Origin of the sequence: Rossellomorea aquimaris, from assembly GCF_020171925.1 — a bacterium.
GTDB classification, from domain to species: Bacteria; Bacillota; Bacilli; order Bacillales; family Bacillaceae_B; genus Rossellomorea; species Rossellomorea aquimaris_F.
Map to the genome: position 1 here is coordinate 122,199 of NZ_JAIVAR010000005.1, position 19,808 is coordinate 142,006.

Here is a 19,808-nt window from a genome sequence, read left to right on the forward strand (position 1 = left end):
TTTCAATTAGAAGCCACCGAGTGATGCCGCAATGACAAAGACTGACGATAATACGAATAAAATCAGCATGAACTTGATGATGAACCTTGCCCAAACTCCCCAATCAACCCTCGCTGCACCTAGCGTACCCATCAAGGCTGCCGAAGTCGGGACAAGGATATTGGTCAATCCATCGCCCAGCTGGAACGCAAGCACCGCTACCTGTCGGGAGACACCTGCAATATCTGAAAGTGGAGCCATCAACGGCATCGTCAACGCTGCCTGACCCGATCCCGAAACAACAAAGAAGTTAAAGACTGATTGGAATACATACATACACCATGCGGATATAGCCTGCGGGAAGTCACCGACAACCTGTCCGGCACCGAATAGGATCGTATTCAAGACAGACGGCGCATCCGGTGCATCACCCCCGAGGATGATGACGATCCCTTTTGCCATCCCGACAACCAATGCCGCCGGCAATAAGTCTTTGGCTCCATCGATGAATCCGTTTGCGACGTCGTCCCAGTTCATTCCATTCAATTTAAAGAGTACCCCGATGATCCCTGCAACCAATCCAATCGTGAAGAATTGAGTCGCGATCTCCGGAATATAATATGCATGTTCCACCACGCCCCAAATGATCCAGGCGATCCCTGCTCCCACGGTCAAGATAACAAGCGTATGACCAAGAGTGAAAGAGGTATTTAGATCCTTTATCTTCCCGTCTTGACGGAAATACTCATCCGTGGAATAAGATAAGCTCTTCCTCGGATCTTTCTTGATGGAAGAAGCATACCTCCATGTATAGAGGATCCCGACTGCCGTAAACACAATCCACATCGCAATCCTGAACCCAGCTCCGGATAAGACCGGAACACCTGAGACTCCCTGCGCAATCGCCACCCCGAAAGGATTCATCCAAGAAGTTGCAAAACCGATCTGCGTGGCTACATATGTGATCATGATGCCCGTAATGGCATCGTAACCGATTGCAATCATGATCGGAACGAGAATCATCGCAAATGCGATGGCCTCCTCACCCATCCCAAATACTGCCCCGCCCAAGGAAAACAGGAAGAACATGATGGGAATGATCAGTGATTCCTTCCCTTTAGTCCGTTCGATCACTTTCAGGATCCCTTCTTCGATTGCCCTAGTCTTCATAATGATTCCAAATGCTCCACCAATGATCAATATAAATGCGACTACCCCTACAGCCGACCCCCATTTATCTCCTGAAACAAGTCCTTCAAAGACGTAATTCAGGAACCCGATTCCTCCGCCTGATTCAAATAGACTCGTTCCTTCCCTGATCAGGTCCCCTTCATCGTTCTTTAAATATTGAAAAGAATCCGGATCCAATACGGTTTTGGTTTGTTCGACCCCATCCTTCATAAAGGTGATTTCTTCCGTGTCGAATTGACCTTTTGGTACCATGTAGGTCAGGACCGCAGCAGCCAACACAACAAAAAACACAATGATGAACGTATGCGGTACTTTCCAAGCCTTTTGTTCTTTCTCCATTATTCATCCCCCTCAAACGATTATTTTATCTTTCACTCTTAACAATGCAAGATTCATGCCAACTTTAAATATTCTGAAAATACCGATTCCTTATGATATATTGGTTATATAAGGTTGTTAATCATCGAAACAATTATAACCAATATAACGAATAAGGTGTGATGAAATGAAACACGAACTGATTTTGCTTGCAGGGACAAAAGAAACCGAAATAGCACTGCACAATCAATTGAAATCGGTTTTTGGTGAATTAATTTCGATAAAAAGCTATGCCTGCGACACAGGGATCTCTGCTTTCTTCACGAATAAATTGATCGTCTATTCTTCCACTCTTATTGAAGATGAAGTCAAAGACTATATCGACCATGACTCCTGCACCATCATCAAGGCAAGAAGGACGGTCAATTATGAGTTTATCGACCGTATCTTCGAACTGCCGCACGGTAAGAAAATCCTATATGTAAATGACTTTCTTAAAACAGCAAAGGAAGCGATATCCACGTTAAAAAAATTAGGCATTGATCATGTAGAGTATATCCCTTACTCGCCGGGCGAGAGCCCTGAAGTCCATTCCGATACCGCCATTTCCCCCGGTGAAACGGCCCTTATCCCTGATTCCATCCCTGTGAAGATCGATATAGGGGTACGGTTGATCGACCTAAATACAATCACCAGGATCATTCAACATTTCCAGCTTTCAGAACAAATGACATTCGACATCACCGATCGCTATACGAAGAAAATCATTGAATTGAGTCAAAGGCTTGGAACCATCAACAGAAAAGCCAACACACTCAATAAGTTTTTAAATAAAGTCGTCGATGGCGTAAATGATGGAATATTGGCCTTCCAAGAAAAGACCGGCGAGATCACCGTCTTCAATGAAGTTCTTGAACAAATGCTCGGTATGGACGCCGCTTCATCAAAGGGAAAAAAGCTGAGCAGGGTATTTAAGAACATCGAACTCACTCACTTTCTAACCTCGACAGAAAGTGAAGATCAGAAGCATTTTACATTGAGGCAAAAAAACGTGATGGTGTACCGTTTCCGGATGGAGTCGGAAGGAGTCATTGTTGCAACGTTCAAGGATATGGAAGAAACCATCGAGATGGAAAAAGTCCGAAGACGCGAATTACAGCGAAGCGGACATATTGCCAAGTACACCTTTGACAGTATTCTCGGAAAAAGCGCGGCGATCAGGGAGACCATTGCAATTGCCAAAAAGCTTGCCATTAGCGAATGGCCCATTTTGATCATGGGAGAAACAGGTACAGGGAAAGAGCTGTTTTCAAGTGCTGTCCACAATGCTTCATCGCGATCGACCAGTCCATTCCTTGCAGTGAATTGCAGTGCCTTATCAGAAGATTTACTGGAAAGTGAATTATTCGGTTATGAAGAAGGCGCATTCACCGGGGCATTGAAGGGCGGAAAAAAAGGATTGTTTGAACAAGCCGATGGCGGCACTTTATTTCTTGATGAAATAGGGGATATCAGCATGAAACTCCAGACCCGTCTCCTAAGGGTGCTTCAAGAAATGGAGGTGCGAAGAATCGGCGGTAACAAGAACATTCCTGTGGATGTAAGAATCATTGCGGCGACCAACAAAGACCTTGAATTGCTGATAGAGGAAAACACGTTCCGCGAGGATCTTTATCACCGGTTAAAAGTATTATCGTTGAGACTCCCGAGCCTTCGTGAACGGCCTGAAGATATTCCGGATTTGATCAGATACTTCCTCCGCTCGGAGCAAAGCAGCATCTCAAGCATCGACAAAGAACTGCTCACCGTATTGGCCCAAGCCAAATGGACCGGTAATATCAGGGAGTTGCGCCATACTCTTTTGTATATGATGACCATCTCGGATGGCAAGAGGCTGACAACGGATTTATTGCCAAAAAACGATCATAATTTCTCGATAAATGACCAAACTAATCATACCACTCTATCCTTGAACCAGACAGAGGCGTATCGGAATATCCTTTCCGTATTGTATACCTGTCATCAAGAAGGAAAGGGCGCAAGCAGGGAAAAGCTCTCTTCTACATTATTAGACCGTTCCACACCACTATCTGTCCAGCAGATCCGGACACGATTGAATGAACTTCAAGATCTCGGGTATGTGGTGATTTATAGAGGTAGAAAAGGGACAGAAATCACACATGACGGTCTTCAATGGCTGAAAGCCCATGATGGATGTTTCGAGTAGAAATCTACGGGGTAACAATACACTAACCGGTTATCAACAATCCTATTTTTTCTACTGATATCAATAAGTCGAGGTGAAACATATGTTACGTACAATCTTAATGGTCATCGGTGCCATCGTAGTCATCGGATGGATCATCAGCATGCTTTAATTATCATCTTAACAAACAGCAATCATTCTATATGTAAGTCCAAATGAGAAAGAGCAGGATCGATCTTCCCCGATCCTGCTCTTCTTCTATCTCATAAATTATTTGGAATGTCAGGCAATATGGCAATTTCCGATTGTGGAGGTGCCCGAGAATGTTAAAGCAGAATCCAACCTCGGCATTAAAATGATTAGAACCTATCAAAGAAGGGTACATAATAGACATCTTACTATTGAGGTGATGGCATGTATAAGCATATATTACTGGCATACGACGAAACCGATGGAAGTAAAAAAGCATTGGATGAAGCATTGAAACTAACAAAACAGTCACACGATACAAAACTGACGATTCTTTATGTTTCAGAGGAAAAGGGCTCAGTCGATTCAGATGATCATTTCACACCTACACACGTTTTGGCTGATACATCTCCTGGCTTTGATAACCAATACATGGGCAACTTATCCGTTGCGCGGGATGAGAAAATACATCCAGAAAGACAAAGCAATCAAAACCAGGGAATTACCACCCCCTCATCCGAACATGGTGTCCTAAGAAATGTAAAAGAAAGGCTAGAACCTTATCATCTCAACATAAATTACGTACACTTATCAGGCTCGGAAGCGAAAAGGATTTGTGAATACGCAAAAGAAAACAACTCAGACTTGGTGTTGGTCGGGAATTCTGGAAAATCGAACTTGAAGAAATGGGTATTGGGAAGCGTAAGTGAAAAGGTCGCCCACAACTGTGAAACAAGTGTCATGGTTGTGAAATGACGACATTTCCAACTAAAAAAGGGGAGAGGGCCAATCTTATAGGCCCTCTCCCCTTTTTTCTTCAACTCGCCTTCAGGCTCTAACAGAATGATTATGAAGAAACCTCTTCGAAACGGTCCCGAGCCCCTTCTTCATCGAAGCTGCTGTAAATCCTGTAATCATCTTCATCAAGAATTCTAAAGTGTTTGCTGAACAGGTTTTGCTGAAGGACATATCCTCCACGCTTATTAATTTCCTTCCACCAGACTTTTCCCCCAAGGGTTTTCTCTTTCCTGAAGTCCATTTCTTCCCTTGCAATCATTTCAATGACTTCAAGCGGCTCTCCTCCAAGTGCCGACGCCAACGTATCACTGTCCCTGAACAAAGCACAAACTGCGATCGCTGCGGTCCAGCTTGCCTCTACCCGTCCCTTCTCAATTTGCACCAATGTCTTTTTGGATAACCCGATCACTGTCGCCATCTTATCCTGGGTATAACCTGCCTCTGTCCGGATTAACCGCATCTTATTGGATATGATCAGGATGACTTCGTCTTTCAACATACGTCCCACACCTTTCTATCATTAGTGTAATATTACACGATATTTCCCCTTGCTAGCAAGTCGTTGAATCCATCCCCACCACACTGTGGATATCACTAACGAATAGAAGGGTGTTCGCAAAGAAAAAGCTGCCTCAATAAGAGACAGCTTATTTCACGATTTGATTCGCTATAGATCGATGACTTCCACCTACCTACATCTAGGTAAGCCTGTAAAACCACTCATCAGACTTCCCCTCTTTGTTCCTTTATCGTACGCTTTTTCTCACTTTCCGAAACGAAGAGTGCACACGCCGCATCACCGGAGATATTGATGGCTGTCCTTGCCATATCAAGCAGACGGTCGATCCCAAGGATCAAACCGATCCCTTCAACCGGCAAGCCTACCGAGCTCAATACCATGGCAAGAAGGATCAATCCCACGCCGGGTACACCGGCTGTACCTATACTTGCAAGAACAGCTGTCAGTACGACAGTGACCAGTTGTTCAAGTGTAAGGTCGATTCCGTATACCTGTGCAATGAAGACCGTTGCCACCCCTTGCATGATGGCTGTCCCGTCCATATTGATTGTGGCACCTAGAGGCTGTACGAACGAACTGACCGGTTTAGAGACATTCAGTCTTTCCTGTGCCACTTCCATTGATAGAGGTAGCGTCGCGTTACTGCTTGAAGTACTGAACGCAACACTCATGGCAGGGCTGAAATTCTTGAAGAACCAGATGGGATTCTTCCTGGCAAGTAAAGCAACCGTACTTCCATATGTGATGATTGCATGGACGATCAAAGCGGATAATACAACGACAAAATAGAGCCACATCGCTTTGAGCGCACTCGTTCCCTGACTTCCGATCGCAGAAGCAATCAATCCGAATGTACCATATGGAGCAAACTTCATGACGAGCGTCACCAAGTACATCATGAGATCATTTCCCTGCTCCACGAGCTTCAGGACCCCTTTTGTCTTCTCTCCTAGTGCGGTGAGTCCCAGACCGATGAAAATGGCGAATGCGATGATTTGAAGCATATTGCCTTCGGTCATCGCCGTCAAAGGATTCTTGGGGATGATGTTCATGATGGTTTCCCCGACAGGCGGTGCCTTATCTGCCTCGAAGCTCTGTGCCTGATTCTTGTCGATCCCTTCCACCATACCTGGGTCGATGATATAGGCAAGCGTCAGACCGATGATGATGGCAATACACGTGGTCACAAGGAAGTATGAGATGGTCTTCAACCCGATTCTTCCAAGTTTCTTCGGATCACCTAGCCCTGCAGATCCCAGTACGATTGATAAAAACACGATGGGAACCACAAGCATGCTGATCAAGTTCAAGAAGATCTTCCCAAGTGGTGTGAATAAGTATGGATCCAATATATCGAATGCATCTTTAGCAAATATATTCAGGGCAAGTCCTACAACGGCCCCGAGTATGAGTGCAAGGATGATCTTAGTTGTTAAATTTAATTTCATTGATGTACCTCCTTATTCTTTACTAAATGTGGTAAGCGGGCAAAATAATTTACATTTGTTTACCCTCTGGTCAACTTTTTAAACCTTTACTGTTTGAATTTCCCTCTCCATTATACTGATTTATTCAAATATTTAATTAGCTACTGTTCAATTTCAATCTTTCCTACTATGTAATTGACGTTCCTCCATGTAAAATAAGGGATTTATTAATTCCTTCTACCTATCGCATTTTCCAGAAACCTCCACCCCATATTAGGATTAGCTTATGCGGGATTGGGTAAGGATTAGTAACAGCTAGATTACAGAAAGGAACAGTGCGTATGAATAAAACCGTATATTTTCTTTCAAGTTGTGGCCAGCGAGGATTAATGGCAGAAGGCTGGGCCGGTAAGTTACCTTTGTCGAACTGGACATTCAGGAGCGCAGGCTTATCAGAAGCAGCCGACCAAAGGCTTCCTGTCCTTGCCATGAAGGAATTAAGCATCGATATCAGCTTTTTTCCCCTTTTGCGCATCCAGCATTCAGACCTGATCAAGGCGGATGTAATCGTGAAGATCAGGGACACCGAGTATGAGGAGGATATCCCATTACCACTGGAACTGGAAAGGAAGTCCATCCACTGGGACCTTCCGAATCCGGGCAAGCGGTCGAAAGACTGTCTGGAAGAATGGATCATTTATCAGGAAATCTGTGATGAATTGGCGCTAAAAGTGAAGAGCCTAGAACCCCTTCTCCTCGGATTTCGTTGAAAGGACCGATTAACATTATAACATAAATGTAATCGGTCCTTTTTTTATAAGGATCGACCCTTCCCATTAAGGGAAATGAACATTGGTCGCATCCCGAATCAACCCTCATTGTGACGGATCAAGTGAAATACTCGAGTTTGGCGTCAGGGAAGAACTTATCCATATATGAATACAGTTTATCCTTTAATTCCTGCTCCTCGTCTTTTTGGTAGATATATTTACCAATCCCGTATTTCCCCCACTTATATCTTCGTTCTTCTTCATTTAGTTCAAGCTTTGTCATAGGATAGTTTTTCTCGATGACCCGCTTGGCAGGTTTCGTGAAACGATGCTGGATGAACTCGAATGTTAAATCCTTTTTGGCATCCTGCGGCAGGTGTTCACTAAGATGCTCGAACATTTTCCTGTAGCCCTCTTCCCAACCTTCATGGATATAGATCGGGGCAACGATGAATCCAAGCGGATATCCTGCCCTTGCCACCTTACCTGCAGCCTCCAGCCTTTTATCAAGCGGGGAAGTACCCGGCTCGAAATTCTTGATCACATAGTCTGCGTTTATACTGAACCTGAATCTTGTCTTGCCGTTATGCTTTGCATCTAGCAGATGGTCGACATGATGAAACTTCGTCACGAACCTGAGTTTTCCGTGTTCAGACTCTCCAAAATGCTCGATTGCACGCTTCAGCGTATGTGTCAGATGATCCACCCCTACGATATCCGATGTACACGCAGCTTCAAATCTCGTCATTTCCGGTGCGCGTTCAGAAATGTATTTATCTGCCGATTCCAGTATTTCATCTACATTTACATAGGTCCGGATATACGGCTTGCTTCCCATTGTTGTCTGCAGATAGCAGTAGTGACAATGCCCCATGCACCCAGTAGCAAATGGGATGGCATATTCGGCAGAGGGTTTGGAAGTATCGAATTTCAACGTCTTTCTGACACCCACCACAAGTGTGGACTTCGCGATCCTGTATTTTTGGAAGTGGTTCTCACCCGGAAGATTACGCACCTGGTTATGTGAGGTTGTATACCGTATTTCAACATCCATTTTTTCGAATTTTTCCTTGAGCTCTTTACCTAAAGGGTATTCCAACGCCCCAGGTTCAAAGTATACCAACTGAGGGATAAAAGGTTTAACCATGTTCCTTCCCCCTTATAAATCCCCAAATGATTGGTTATAAACCTGTTCAGCTTCCGCTTCCGAAGCATACACAGCCAATTCATTTGTCAAAGGGTAATAGGTTTCATATAAGAACAGCGCCAGTTCTTCCGGGTTTTCCGGGTTATTCACAACTGCCGCTTCCTGGACATTTGCGACACTTTGCGTATGAGGGTTGCGGTAAATCACATATACGACATCCCCAGGAGAATATGGGAGACCTTGACTATTTAATTCCATCTTCTTCACCTTCTCATTTTCATTATTGAGTCTGTTTGATTAAGTAATGCACGCTCAGTTCAAAAGGTTGTCAACAGGAATACATGACTCATTGCCTTCATTTTCTCTCAGTTGTGGGAGAATTATGATGGTAAAAGATGTTTCATCGAAGCTTTGCTTGGGTCAAGCAATGGACGGACTCCATTGCTCAAGACTTGCCAATGATGGAACTAAAATACTCGCCATCTATTAGGGAATCGATCATACGAACATGACAATCTGACTCTTCTTCGAACCCATTCCTAGAGTAGAAAAGCGCATACTGAAGCAGGATGTTCGTGCCCAAGGGCTGTAGCAATGCCTGTTCTTCATCGGATAATGGCAGATTTACGGTATAACCCTTAATGAAATTTCGAATCCGCCTGGCAAGACCGATCGATTCCAATTCGCCTCCGTAATCCCTCAGGAGACTCACGAGCAAATAAGCGATATCCGCCAATCGGGGTGCCTGCCTCACCCTTTCAAAATCGACCATTCCGCATAATCGATCACCATCCCAGATGAAATTCCGAAGATGCATATCACTGTGCACAAGCTGTACAGGCAACCGTCCATACAACGCCTCATAGGGACTAAGCATGCGGGATATCCGGTACGCCCACCCCTCCTTTTCAGGGGCGACAACGGAAAGCCACTTTTGAAGATTTCCGTTTAGATCCCAGACAGGTGTGTCTGCATCCATCGGATATGCCATCAACGCGGAATGGAATGCAGACAGGTATTCACCTAGTATAGAAAAGCTGACTGGAGGGATCATGCTGCCATTTGGCGTCGAAGACCCTCTCATAGTACGATATAACGAGTAATGGGCATCGCCACTCTCGATGAAGGATTGTCCATCCATCGTCAAAATCGGGGTCTCTACGGAAACACCCCTTTCGACCAGATAATTTGTAATCCTGTATTCTTCCAGTCGCTCCTTCTTTGATGTTGAATTCCGGCACTTTAAATAAAATGAATTTCCATGAGACAAAACCCGCAGTACATTCAAATGATCTCCGGCCAGTTCGTATTCATCAAGTTTCCAGTATGAGCCGAGCTCTATCATTTTGAATTCATCCCATATCATAGTAAGATACAATGTAGTATAGCTTATTGTAAGCGACTGCATACCAACACGAAATGAGGTCATCTACATATGGAACGAATCAATATCGCTGAAGAATTATCATTCTCCCGGATCATACATGGTCTATGGAGGTTAGCGGAATGGAATCAATCTAACGAAGAGATTCTATCCCTGATTAAATCCAATCTTGAAAACGGCATCACGACTTTCGATCATGCCGATGTCTATGGGTCATATACATGTGAGGAACTATTTGGGAACGCCCTTTCATTGGAACCTTCCATCAGGGAGAAGATGGAGATTGTGACAAAGTGCGGCATAATCCTTCCGTCTGAAAACCGTCCTCAGCACAAGACTCATCACTACAATACAAGCAGAAAACATATTGTCGAGTCGGTTGAACAGTCATTGAAGAATCTGAGAACCGACTATATCGATGTGCTACTCATTCACCGCCCGGATCCTTTCATGGATGGCCAGGAAGTAGCCGAGGCGTTTACGCAACTTAAAGATGAGGGGAAAGTACGGCACTTCGGTGTGTCCAACTTCAAGAAACACCAGTGGGACATGCTGCAATCATACCTCCCGTTCCCATTAGTGACGAACCAGATTGAACTATCTGCCTACCACCTTGAAAATTTTGAAGACGGTACGCTCAATCTTTGTCAGGAGAAGAGGGTTGCCCCGATGGCATGGTCACCGCTTGCAGGCGGAGACATCTTTACAGGCAAGGATGAGAAGGCGATCCGCCTTCGCGATACACTTGAGAAAGTGAAGGACGAAATCGGTGCCCAAGGAATCGACTCCGTGCTTTACGCATGGCTGCTGAATCATCCTGCAGGCATCATGCCGATTGTCGGTTCAGGTAAAGAAGAACGCATTCAAAGAGCGATTGAGTCCCTCGATTTAAAACTGAACCACGATCAATGGTTCGAGATCCTCCAAAGCTCAATGGGACACGATGTCCCGTAAGGAATCATTCATCAAAAAAAAGACGATCCTTTTACTATAAAGGGTCGTCTTTTTTCAGCTAATATAATATTCGATATAAACTTCCTGGATTTCATCCAAAGAAAGCTCATATAACTGTTTGCCAAAGTATTTATATACACCAATTCTTAATAGCTGTTGGATATAGAAATCTTTTTTCATTTCAGGTGAATCTGGTTCGGTTGATTTATTTTCTTGATGCAGCATGGTTCATCCCTCCACTTTGGGATATACCCTGACACGGGCAAGGAGTAAACCTACTAACGCCTCAAGCTGCTGATTGTATAATCAAATGAAAAAAGACCGGGTAATCCTTCCCCGATCTTCTTCGTCAATTTTGCTGTAGCTGCTTTTTCTTATCACGTTTAATGAAGAAATCCAACGCTACCCAGAAGACCACCGAAACGATTGCAAAGTATGAAATCGCGAAATAGATGTCTTCCGTTTTCCAATCGAGTCTAGGGACCATCATCCCCAACCCTCCTGAAATGACGTAATAGATTCCGATCAGCTGAAGATAAAGCTTTCTTGGTGCTTCTATATTTTCTAAGTAACCTTTTCCTGCTTTCCCGAAGAAAATTGCGATCCCTCTTAAAATGATGTAAGCAGAAAAGGCTATGATAAGAGCGACAACAAACTCCTGGTTGAATACATCGGCCATAACCGTTCTCCTTTCTGCATCCAATGTGAGTCCATGCTGATTGTAATAGTTGTGGAGGGTCAATTCACTCACCACATAGAACAGCCTGGCCCAAAAATGGATCATGGTACTTTAAAAGGATAAACTCATTATCATCCAATTTCAAGCCTAAACTTTTACTGAATACAATGCGAAATCGTTCCACATGTTGATCATCAAGTTGTTTGCTCATGTGGAAATCTGAGGGTGAACACGGTTCCTTGTTGCTTTTTACTCTTCACTTCTATGGTCCCGTCATGGATTTCAATCAGTTTCTTCACAATGGAAAGACCAAGCCCAAATTCCCCATGTGGGAGACTCCTCCTCGATACATCGGCTTTGTAGAACCTTTCCCATATTGAATGGATCTCTTCAGGGTCCATTCCTATTCCATCATCTTCAATCATGATGACCGTTTCATTGTACCCTCTTTGCCCTTTCAAATAAATTGTGCCATTTTCAGTGAACTGGATACTATTTTTCGTGAGATTCATCAGTATTTGGATCACACGGTCATAGTCGGCGAATAAGGTGATTCCTTCTTCTGCTTCGATCTCGATTCGGTTTCCTTTCTCTTTGGCGAAAGGGGCTAGATGATCGTTAATCGTCTCGAACAATTCCACCAGGGATACTCTCACTTTATGCAGTTGTACTTGATTTGTACGGATTCTTTCGTAATCCAGGTTCTCATTTACAAGTCGAATCAACCGCTTCGTCTCTGAATGCATAAGGTCGATACCTTTCTGCTTCTCTTTCCCTGAAAGGATATCTGTCCTCATTCCTTCTATGATCCCTTTAATCGTAGTCAAAGGTGTTCTCAATTCATGTGATACATCGGCCATGAACTGCCTTCTTAATTTTTCGAGGCGCTCTATCTCTTCATCCGATTCCTTGAGCTTTTTCACCATTTCGTTGAAATCCCTGGACAATTCTCCCACTTCATCCCTATACGTCACAGGAACGGTTACGTCGTAATCACCAAGTGCCACTTTAGAGGTCCCATCCCTTAGCTTCCGGATCCTTCTCACATGGAAAGAAGATAGGAACCAACTGATCAGGACTGTTATGAAAACGGTAAACATCATAATCGTGAATAGGGATTTATTGATTTCGGATATCATACGTTCCGATCCAGAAATCGCCGAAGTCAACATAATCCCACCTTGAAAGGTCCCGTCCTTTATAAGCGGAATGGCAACAAGAGAGACCACCTGATCAAACCGATCCAGATCACGCTTCACAACAAGCTTCTCGCCCCTTTTGATCGTTTCCCACTCCTCTTCCGATAGTTTTAGATCCGGAGGTAATTTAGCAGGATGAAAATTCACTTTTCCCTCTTCATTAAAGAATAGGAAATGAATATTCCTTGCTTTAAGTAAATCACTGTAACTGCGGACTCTTGTCATCGTGTTACCACGCGGCATCCGCTCATTTGATAGGGAACCGATCTGTTCGCCATACGTCATCAATTCTTCAACCTTGTTCTCATACACAAGGTTCTCTATGAATTGTGAAAAAGAGAAGCTCAATATTAGAAATGCAACCAGTATCGGGGTCATATGACTGATCAATAACTGATAGAGATATTTAATGTTCATGATCTGCAGTTGTTTCATCAAATTTATACCCTACTCCCCAGATTGTATGGATGAAGGATGGAAGAAGGTACTCAAGCTTCTTGCGCAGTCTCTTGATATGTACGTCAACGGTTCGTTCATCGCCATAGAACTGGTACCCCCATACTCTCTCCAATAACTGTTCCCTTGAAAAGACCTGTTTTGGGTGCTCGATGAAATGGGAAAGCAAATCAAATTCCTTTGGTGTTAAATCCGGTATCAGGTTGTCACCGATATAGACTTCTCTCGCTTCTTTACTCAGTTTGAAATATTTCGTTTTTACAAATTCCTGAGGTACACCTTCATTCCCTTGTCTTTTCGTCCTTCTCATCACGGCTTTGATGCGTGCCATCAAAGCTAAAGGGCTGAAAGGCTTCGTCACATAATCATCGGCACCTAATTCAAGTCCGATGACCTGATCGGATTCACTATCCTTTGCCGTAAGCATAATAATTGGAACCGAGCTCTTCTCCCTGATCTTCCTGCATAATGAAACACCATCCATACCAGGCAGCATCCAGTCCAGAATCAACAAATCCCATTCACCCTGTTGGAACTGTTGATATCCTTCTTCACCATCATGTATAAATGTACTTTCATATCCTTCTTTTAATAAGAACATCTCAATCATTGAGCACACACTCATATTGTCTTCAACAACCAAAATTTTCATTGCATTACCCCCTGTCCGAACCTTGTCTTTTCTCTTAAAGTACTGTGTTTCAATCATGTTTTCAATGTTTATTTGTTTGTTCTTGAACATTTAAACGTTAGGTCATTCTTTGTTCATAGTTTGGTCATAAATGGTGGATAAGCTATCACTGTATCACACTAATAGAAAGGATGAAGGACAATGTTCAAGACAAAAAGAGTTTCGGCGGTATCACTTACCATACCAATCGTAAGTTTACTGTTATTCCAGCCTGTAAGCGCTGAAGAGGTCCCTTCATCTTCCATCTTGCAAGAAGGGCAACCTGCGAAGGTGGAAATGGATGACCTTGTGAAAGAAGGCTTCGATGAACATGATCTTCACATCGCCAATCACCTGGCGAAAAAAACTGAAGGGAAAGCATCTGCAGAAGCGTTATTGAAGCGTTACAAGGAATTGGGCTCTTGGGTGAGTGTAGCGAAAGAATACTCGATCGAGTTCAAGGAAAAAGACAAACGCCCCAGTCATAAAATGCGAGTCCACATCGAGGAGCATCGTTCAGAGGTGATCAAATATCTTTCGACTTATACTGGGGTTTCCGAAGAGAAGCTGACACAATACACAACTGAAGGAGTCGAACTGCATAAGATTGCCCGCCTCGCCCCTCTTTCAAAACTGACAGGCGAAAGTCTTGATGAACTAATAGGACTGGATCTGGATAAAAGGAGTTTACAAGACTACGTAGAAAACAAAAAGATTGACCTTGAAGCGCTAAAAAAAGAGAGGCGTGAATTTAGAAAGGGATTAATCGGAACGTTGGAGTCCCTTTAATTTTCGGAGGAGATCAGGAGTATGAACTTTATTAAACGTGCATATTGGAACGTAACTTCCCGGTTGGGGAAAAGCATGCTATTGCTCATTGTATTGACCGTTATATCCGTACTGGTCCTTTCCGGTCTGACGATACAGACTGCCGCAAATCAATCCAGTATTATGGCCCGGGAGAAACTCGGTGGAGAAGTCACCTTGACGGTCGATCGAGAAAAGCTGATGGAGACACAACAAGATGATGCAGGGAGAAGGGCAAGATTTGAACCAGTCCCGATCCCTGAGGATTCTGCGAACGAATTAAAGGATTCCAACTATGTGAAAGGCTATAACTATTATTCCAGCACTACTGCTTTTGCGAACGGGTTCAATGCGATAGGAAGTGAAGTAACCGAGTCCTCCTCGGATCAAGGCCAAGGCTTCGGGGGAGGAAGGATGGCAGGTGATGTCAGCATCCAGGGCGTCTCTTATACCGACGCTTCGGAATCTTTCATGAATGGACAAGCAACCCTGCTTGAGGGACGTCATCTGACAGCGGAAGATGAGAATCAACAAGTCACTTTAATCGAAAAAAACCTCGCAAGTGAAAATGACCTGAGTGTGGGTGACTCACTGACAGTTTCAAATGCAGATGGTGTGGAATTAAATCTGGAAATCGTGGGCATCTATGAGACAACTGCCGAAATCGACGATCGTGCTCAAAACATTACATCGTTGAACCCTTATAATCAACTATTTGTCCCAGTCACTGCTGCAAGCACATTAAAAGGATCAACGGGTACCATTGACCGGGCAGTTTATTTTATGAAAGACCCGATAGACATCCAGGCATTCATGAATGATGCAAAAGCTTCAACTTCCATTGATTTCAATCAATTTAAACTTGATGCAAATGATCAATTATATCAACAGATGATGGGACCGATCGAGAATGTGGCTTCTTTCTCGGGTCATGTAGTCATTCTTGTCACCATAGCCGGCGCCATCATATTAGCACTCATCATCATGATGACAATAAGGGAAAGAAAATATGAAATGGGCGTATTGCTCGCGATCGGTGAGAGGAAATCGAAGCTCATCAGTCAATTCCTCATTGAAATCACCATTGTCGCATTCATTGCAATGGGAATATCCACGTTTTCAGGTAACCTGGTTGCTGAACAGATAGGAAAACAATTGCTCCAGCAAGAAATCACGACAAGCGAGACAGCTGATATGCCGGCTTCGTTACCTAACAGCCGCCGTAACCCATTCCAGCAGCAGCTTCAAGATGTAGATGTAGTGGATGAATTATCAATTGATATCACGAGCGGAGATCTAATGAGATTGTTCTTCATCGGACTACTCGTTGTCCTCGTCTCAACCATCCTCCCATCACTTACCGTACTGAGACTGCATCCAAAGACAATTTTGACAAAGGACTAAGGAGGTCATCAATATGAGTCAGTTGTTGCAATTTGAAAACGTAAGCTACAGCTATAAAAAGGGGGCAGATTCGCATCCGATCTTAAATGACGTCACAGCAGAGTTTCATAGAGGCGTATTCTATACATGCGTTGGCCCTTCAGGGTCCGGAAAAACCACTTTCCTGTCACTCGCCAGTGCACTTGATGTGCCGACAGGGGGCAGGGTGCTTTATGAAGGGAAAAACATTAAGGATATAGGGCTGACAACTTTCAGGAATCAGTATGTTTCGATTGTATTTCAGTCCTATAACCTCCTCCCCTATATGACAGCACTCCAAAATGTCATTACCGCAATGGAAATCACAAAATCAAAGGTGAAAGACAAAAAAGCACATGCGTTGGAAATGCTCGAAAAAGTTGGGATATCAGAAGAAAAAGCACGACAGAAAGTGCTGACACTGAGCGGTGGACAACAGCAAAGAGTCTCCATTGCAAGGGCACTCTCCTGCCAGTCCTCTCTCATCCTCGCTGATGAACCGACCGGTAATCTGGATGAGTCCACGGCCAGGGGAATTGTGGAGCTGTTTAAGGAGCTTGCCCATAAAGAAAACAAATGTGTGATTGTCGTCACCCACGATCAAGAACTTTCACTCGTTTCAGACACCGTCATTTCCCTGTCTCGGGGCAAGCTGCACTTTAATCACAAGGAGAAAAAAGAGAGATTTGTGTAATTGATGAATGACTATAAAGGCAGTCCGCATGAACACCATCGAGTGATCATGCGGACTGCCTTTACGTTTTTCGAAGGTTTCCCGTAAACATGGTTGTACCTTAAGAAAGAAGCGAATAGTGGTTGATTTTCTCTCCAGGTGACTCACTTTCGGTGGGGAGCGAGCCTGAGCCTCCTCGGGGAAAGTCTGAGCGGAAAGCGGAGTCTTGCAAGGAATCGGGCAGGGTGTTCTACAGAGTAATTACTTACAACTACCTTTACGAAAAGAGCTTTTATATTACAACCACCGAATCAGGATAAATCGGTATGATTTTGGAAGAATAATCGTAAACAAGTTTGAGAGGTGAATTATGACTAGCATCATTATTGGATTACTTCTACTTATGTTATTAGCTTACTTGGGCTGGTCCATCATTTGGATTGCCCCTTTGGTGGCAGGACTGGTCGCGCTCATGAGCGGACTCGACTTGCTTCCTGCGTATACAGAAACCTATATGACCGGCTTTGTTGATTTTGCAAAGAAGTGGTTCCCTGTGTTCCTTTTCGGGGCGATCTTCGGAAAACTGATGGAAGATGTAGGCGCCGCACAGTCCGTTGCCTATAAAATCACCAGCATCATCGGGAAAGATCGGGCGATATTGGGCGTCCTAATCGCGGCAGCCGTTTTGACATATGGCGGAGTCAGCCTCTTTGTCGTCGTCTTTGCCATTTACCCTCTGGCCATCGCGATGTTCAGGGAAGCGGACATAACCCGTAAGCTTCTTCCTCCTGTGTTCGTACTGGGGGCATTTACGTTTACGATGACAGCCATTCCGGGCACACCCCAAATCCAGAACCTGATTCCAATGGATTATTTCAAGACGACCCCTACAGCCGCTCCGATCATCGGGGTTGTCGGAGGATTGATCATGGCCGCCGGCGGGTACTTTTATCTTAGATGGCGTCAAAGCATGTTCACCAAGAAAGGTGATACGTTCACCGAGCCGGGCGAAGGGAATGAAGTAAAGGAAATCAAAAAGGATGAACTTCCTAACTTTTATCTGTCCTTCCTGCCCTTGGTCATCGTGGTGGTGACCTTGAATGTTTTCGATTGGAACATATTGACCTCCCTTTTGGTGGGGATCCTTTCAATCTTATTGATTAATCTCAAGCATTTCAAGAAGTTCATACCGTCGATTAACGGCGGGGCGAAAGGCTCTGTCATGGCGGTCATCAATACAAGCGCCGCCGTCGGTTTCGGTGCCGTCGTTACAGCCGCTCCAGGCTTCAAGACGCTGACAAATCTGATTCTTGGAATCAAAGGGAATCCTGTCATTTCAGAAGCGATCGCCGTCCAGGTCCTGGCTGCCATCACCGGTTCGGCATCCGGTGGGATGGGCATTGCCCTTGAGGCATTGGGCGATAAATACTATGAACTATCCCAATCATCGGGCATCAGCGCGGAAGCTTTTCACAGGATCGCATCCATTTCTTCCGGTGCCTCCATCCTGCCTCATAACGGGGCGCTGCTGACATTGTTTGCGGTAACGGGACTGACGCATAAAGACTCTTATCTGGATGTCGCGGTCGTTGGATTGCTGATTCCGACCGTCGCTGAAATTGCGTCCATTATTTTGGCGAATATGGGGATATATTAAGGGAGAATTGATTCGTGGTCGAATCATCATGACATTGTTCATATAGCCGTACTCTTTCCAGGGAACGACCATCACAATACTCAAACACTTAGGAGGAATGAATCATGGTAGATGAAAAAGTTGTTTTTATCACTGGTGCCGCCCGCGGCATCGGATTTGAAATCGGGGAGCATTTTGCACAAAACGGGGCAAAGGTCGTGCTTTCCGATATCAATCAGGAAGGACTTGATAAAGCCGTCGAAGAACTGAAAGACAGGGGCTTTGATGCAATCGGCGTCAAGTGTGATGTGACGAGTGAAGAAGAGGTGAAGGCTGGGATCGATAAGACGGTCGAACATTACGGGAGAATCGATGTGTTGATCAACAATGCCGGCTTACAGCATGTTGCTCCGATTGAAGATTTTCCAATCGAGAAATTTGAACTTCTAATCAGGATCATGCTGACTGCGCCTTTCATTGCAACGAAATTTGCATTCCCCCATATGAAAAAGCAGAAATTCGGGCGCATCATCAACATGGCCTCCATCAACGGATTGATCGGGTTTGCAGGGAAGGCCGCCTACAATAGCGCCAAGCACGGCGTAATCGGTTTGACAAAAGTATCTGCACTTGAAGGGGCTGAGCATGGCATCACGGTCAACGCCATGTGCCCGGGGTATGTAGATACTCCGCTTGTCCGGAATCAATTACAGGATATCTCCTCTACCAGAGGGGTCCCGCTTGAAAAAGTGCTCGAAGAAGTCATCTATCCTCTCGTACCACAGAAACGATTACTATCGGTGGAAGAGATTGCGGATTATACAATGTTCCTTGCAAGTGATAAAGCGAAAGGCGTGACGGGTCAGGCCGTCGTGCTGGACGGCGGCTATACGGCACAATAACCGCCCTTTGCAATGCATTGCCGGACAGAAAAAAAATCGGATCACTAAGTGATCCGATTTTTTCATGCCGCGATCAATGACTCTTATCCCAAAACCGACAAGGGTGTGCGTAGCAAACTGCATTCCCTATGTCATTTCACAAGCCACCAGCCCATATTGCTGTTCCGGATCGAGCTGTTTCACAAACTGGAATAACTCTTGGACCCTGAGGTCGTGCATATGCTTTGTATAGTACCCCTCCAGCAACGTCATGATTTCATGTGGATACATCGGGCACGTATGGCTTCCCCAGTCCGTCTGCCTGCCTTCGATTCGGTTATAATAGATGTCATCCAACACTGAGAAGAACAAATCGTACCCTTTAGGGAAGAATCCGCTTATTCTCCTGGGATAATTGTGATTCCAGTCGCCTCCACCATAATGGAATGTTTCGTCCGTCAGGTCACCTATGAACACTTCAACATCTGCCATATCGATTCCC

Annotated in this window: 20 protein-coding genes; 9 read left to right on the top strand and 11 right to left on the bottom strand. The window is 44.5% G+C overall.

Going from position 1 to position 19,808, the window contains the following annotated elements; genetic code table 11:
* Positions 1 to 6: 6 nt before the first annotated feature.
* Complete coding sequence (gene yfcC / locus LCM10_RS16090) at positions 7 to 1,509, bottom strand: putative basic amino acid antiporter YfcC (RefSeq protein WP_224877319.1); 1,503 nt, start codon at positions 1,507 to 1,509, stop codon at positions 7 to 9.
* Between the two features lie 166 nt (positions 1,510 to 1,675).
* Between yfcC and LCM10_RS16095 the strand changes: the two genes are divergently transcribed.
* Entirely contained in the window at positions 1,676 to 3,715 is a 2,040-nt protein-coding gene (locus LCM10_RS16095; protein ID WP_224877320.1) for a sigma-54 interaction domain-containing protein, read from the top strand.
* Between the two features lie 393 nt (positions 3,716 to 4,108).
* On the top strand, positions 4,109 to 4,639 hold the full coding sequence (locus LCM10_RS16100; RefSeq protein WP_224877321.1) for a universal stress protein: 531 nt from the start codon (positions 4,109 to 4,111) through the stop codon (positions 4,637 to 4,639).
* A gap of 91 nt (positions 4,640 to 4,730) precedes the next feature.
* Here the strand turns inward: LCM10_RS16100 and LCM10_RS16105 are convergent, their stop codons facing one another.
* Together LCM10_RS16105 and LCM10_RS16110 are read right to left on the bottom strand one after the other, a co-directional pair.
* Positions 4,731 to 5,180, bottom strand: a complete 450-nt coding sequence (locus LCM10_RS16105; RefSeq protein WP_224877322.1) for a helix-turn-helix transcriptional regulator — start codon at positions 5,178 to 5,180, stop codon at positions 4,731 to 4,733.
* A 224-nt stretch (positions 5,181 to 5,404) separates the two neighbouring features.
* Complete coding sequence (locus LCM10_RS16110) at positions 5,405 to 6,649, bottom strand: dicarboxylate/amino acid:cation symporter (RefSeq protein WP_224877323.1); 1,245 nt, start codon at positions 6,647 to 6,649, stop codon at positions 5,405 to 5,407.
* Between the two features lie 320 nt (positions 6,650 to 6,969).
* Here LCM10_RS16110 and LCM10_RS16115 point away from each other — a divergent pair, with 320 nt between their 5' ends.
* Positions 6,970 to 7,398 carry a hypothetical protein gene (locus LCM10_RS16115; RefSeq protein WP_224877324.1) on the top strand — a complete coding sequence of 143 codons (429 nt, stop codon included), beginning with the start codon at positions 6,970 to 6,972 and terminating at the stop codon, positions 7,396 to 7,398.
* A gap of 118 nt (positions 7,399 to 7,516) precedes the next feature.
* On the opposite strand, the gene splB is transcribed toward LCM10_RS16115, so the two are convergent.
* The 3 genes from splB to LCM10_RS16130 all read right to left on the bottom strand — a co-directional run bounded on the left by splB (position 7,517) and on the right by LCM10_RS16130 (position 9,890).
* Positions 7,517 to 8,545, bottom strand: a complete 1,029-nt coding sequence (gene splB / locus LCM10_RS16120; protein ID WP_224877325.1) for a spore photoproduct lyase — start codon at positions 8,543 to 8,545, stop codon at positions 7,517 to 7,519.
* Between the two features lie 12 nt (positions 8,546 to 8,557).
* Positions 8,558 to 8,803 carry a transcriptional regulator SplA domain-containing protein gene (locus LCM10_RS16125; protein WP_224877326.1) on the bottom strand — a complete coding sequence of 82 codons (246 nt, stop codon included), beginning with the start codon at positions 8,801 to 8,803 and terminating at the stop codon, positions 8,558 to 8,560.
* 187 nt (positions 8,804 to 8,990) lie between these two features.
* A complete protein-coding gene (locus LCM10_RS16130; RefSeq protein WP_224877327.1) occupies positions 8,991 to 9,890 on the bottom strand; it encodes a phosphotransferase enzyme family protein in 900 nt (299 codons plus the stop codon).
* A gap of 90 nt (positions 9,891 to 9,980) precedes the next feature.
* Between LCM10_RS16130 and LCM10_RS16135 the strand changes: the two genes are divergently transcribed.
* A complete protein-coding gene (locus tag LCM10_RS16135) occupies positions 9,981 to 10,883 on the top strand; it encodes an aldo/keto reductase (protein WP_224877328.1) in 903 nt (300 codons plus the stop codon).
* Positions 10,884 to 10,937: 54 nt separating this feature from the next.
* On the opposite strand, the gene LCM10_RS16140 is transcribed toward LCM10_RS16135, so the two are convergent.
* The 4 genes from LCM10_RS16140 to LCM10_RS16155 all read right to left on the bottom strand — a co-directional run bounded on the left by LCM10_RS16140 (position 10,938) and on the right by LCM10_RS16155 (position 13,869).
* Positions 10,938 to 11,108 (bottom strand): Fur-regulated basic protein FbpA, encoded by a 171-nt coding sequence (locus tag LCM10_RS16140; RefSeq protein ID WP_224877329.1) that lies wholly within the window; start codon positions 11,106 to 11,108, stop codon positions 10,938 to 10,940.
* A 124-nt stretch (positions 11,109 to 11,232) separates the two neighbouring features.
* Entirely contained in the window at positions 11,233 to 11,562 is a 330-nt protein-coding gene (locus LCM10_RS16145; protein WP_224877330.1) for a hypothetical protein, read from the bottom strand.
* A 194-nt stretch (positions 11,563 to 11,756) separates the two neighbouring features.
* Positions 11,757 to 13,178 (bottom strand): sensor histidine kinase, encoded by a 1,422-nt coding sequence (locus LCM10_RS16150; RefSeq protein WP_263621539.1) that lies wholly within the window; start codon positions 13,176 to 13,178, stop codon positions 11,757 to 11,759.
* The gene (locus LCM10_RS16155) at positions 13,168 to 13,869 is read right to left on the bottom strand and encodes a response regulator transcription factor (RefSeq protein ID WP_224877331.1); all 702 of its coding nucleotides are present in this window, start codon (positions 13,867 to 13,869) and stop codon (positions 13,168 to 13,170) included. The genes LCM10_RS16150 and LCM10_RS16155 overlap by 11 nt, the downstream gene beginning before the upstream one ends.
* 180 nt (positions 13,870 to 14,049) lie before the next feature.
* Between LCM10_RS16155 and LCM10_RS16160 the strand changes: the two genes are divergently transcribed.
* The 5 genes from LCM10_RS16160 (at position 14,050) to LCM10_RS16180 (ending at position 19,327) form a co-directional block, all read left to right on the top strand.
* Positions 14,050 to 14,676: a hypothetical protein gene (locus LCM10_RS16160; protein ID WP_224877332.1), complete on the top strand. Its 627-nt coding sequence runs from the start codon at positions 14,050 to 14,052 to the stop codon at positions 14,674 to 14,676.
* Between the two features lie 21 nt (positions 14,677 to 14,697).
* A complete protein-coding gene (locus tag LCM10_RS16165) occupies positions 14,698 to 16,098 on the top strand; it encodes an ABC transporter permease (protein WP_224877333.1) in 1,401 nt (466 codons plus the stop codon).
* Between the two features lie 13 nt (positions 16,099 to 16,111).
* A complete protein-coding gene (locus LCM10_RS16170) occupies positions 16,112 to 16,810 on the top strand; it encodes an ABC transporter ATP-binding protein (RefSeq protein ID WP_224877334.1) in 699 nt (232 codons plus the stop codon).
* Between the two features lie 349 nt (positions 16,811 to 17,159).
* Positions 17,160 to 18,446 (top strand): GntP family permease, encoded by a 1,287-nt coding sequence (locus LCM10_RS16175; RefSeq protein WP_224877335.1) that lies wholly within the window; start codon positions 17,160 to 17,162, stop codon positions 18,444 to 18,446.
* A gap of 104 nt (positions 18,447 to 18,550) precedes the next feature.
* Entirely contained in the window at positions 18,551 to 19,327 is a 777-nt protein-coding gene (locus tag LCM10_RS16180) for a 3-hydroxybutyrate dehydrogenase (protein ID WP_224877336.1), read from the top strand.
* Between the two features lie 126 nt (positions 19,328 to 19,453).
* Here LCM10_RS16180 and LCM10_RS16185 read toward each other — a convergent pair whose 3' ends face one another.
* Positions 19,454 to 19,798: a hypothetical protein gene (locus LCM10_RS16185; RefSeq protein ID WP_224877337.1), complete on the bottom strand. Its 345-nt coding sequence runs from the start codon at positions 19,796 to 19,798 to the stop codon at positions 19,454 to 19,456.
* Positions 19,799 to 19,808: the final 10 nt, after the last annotated feature.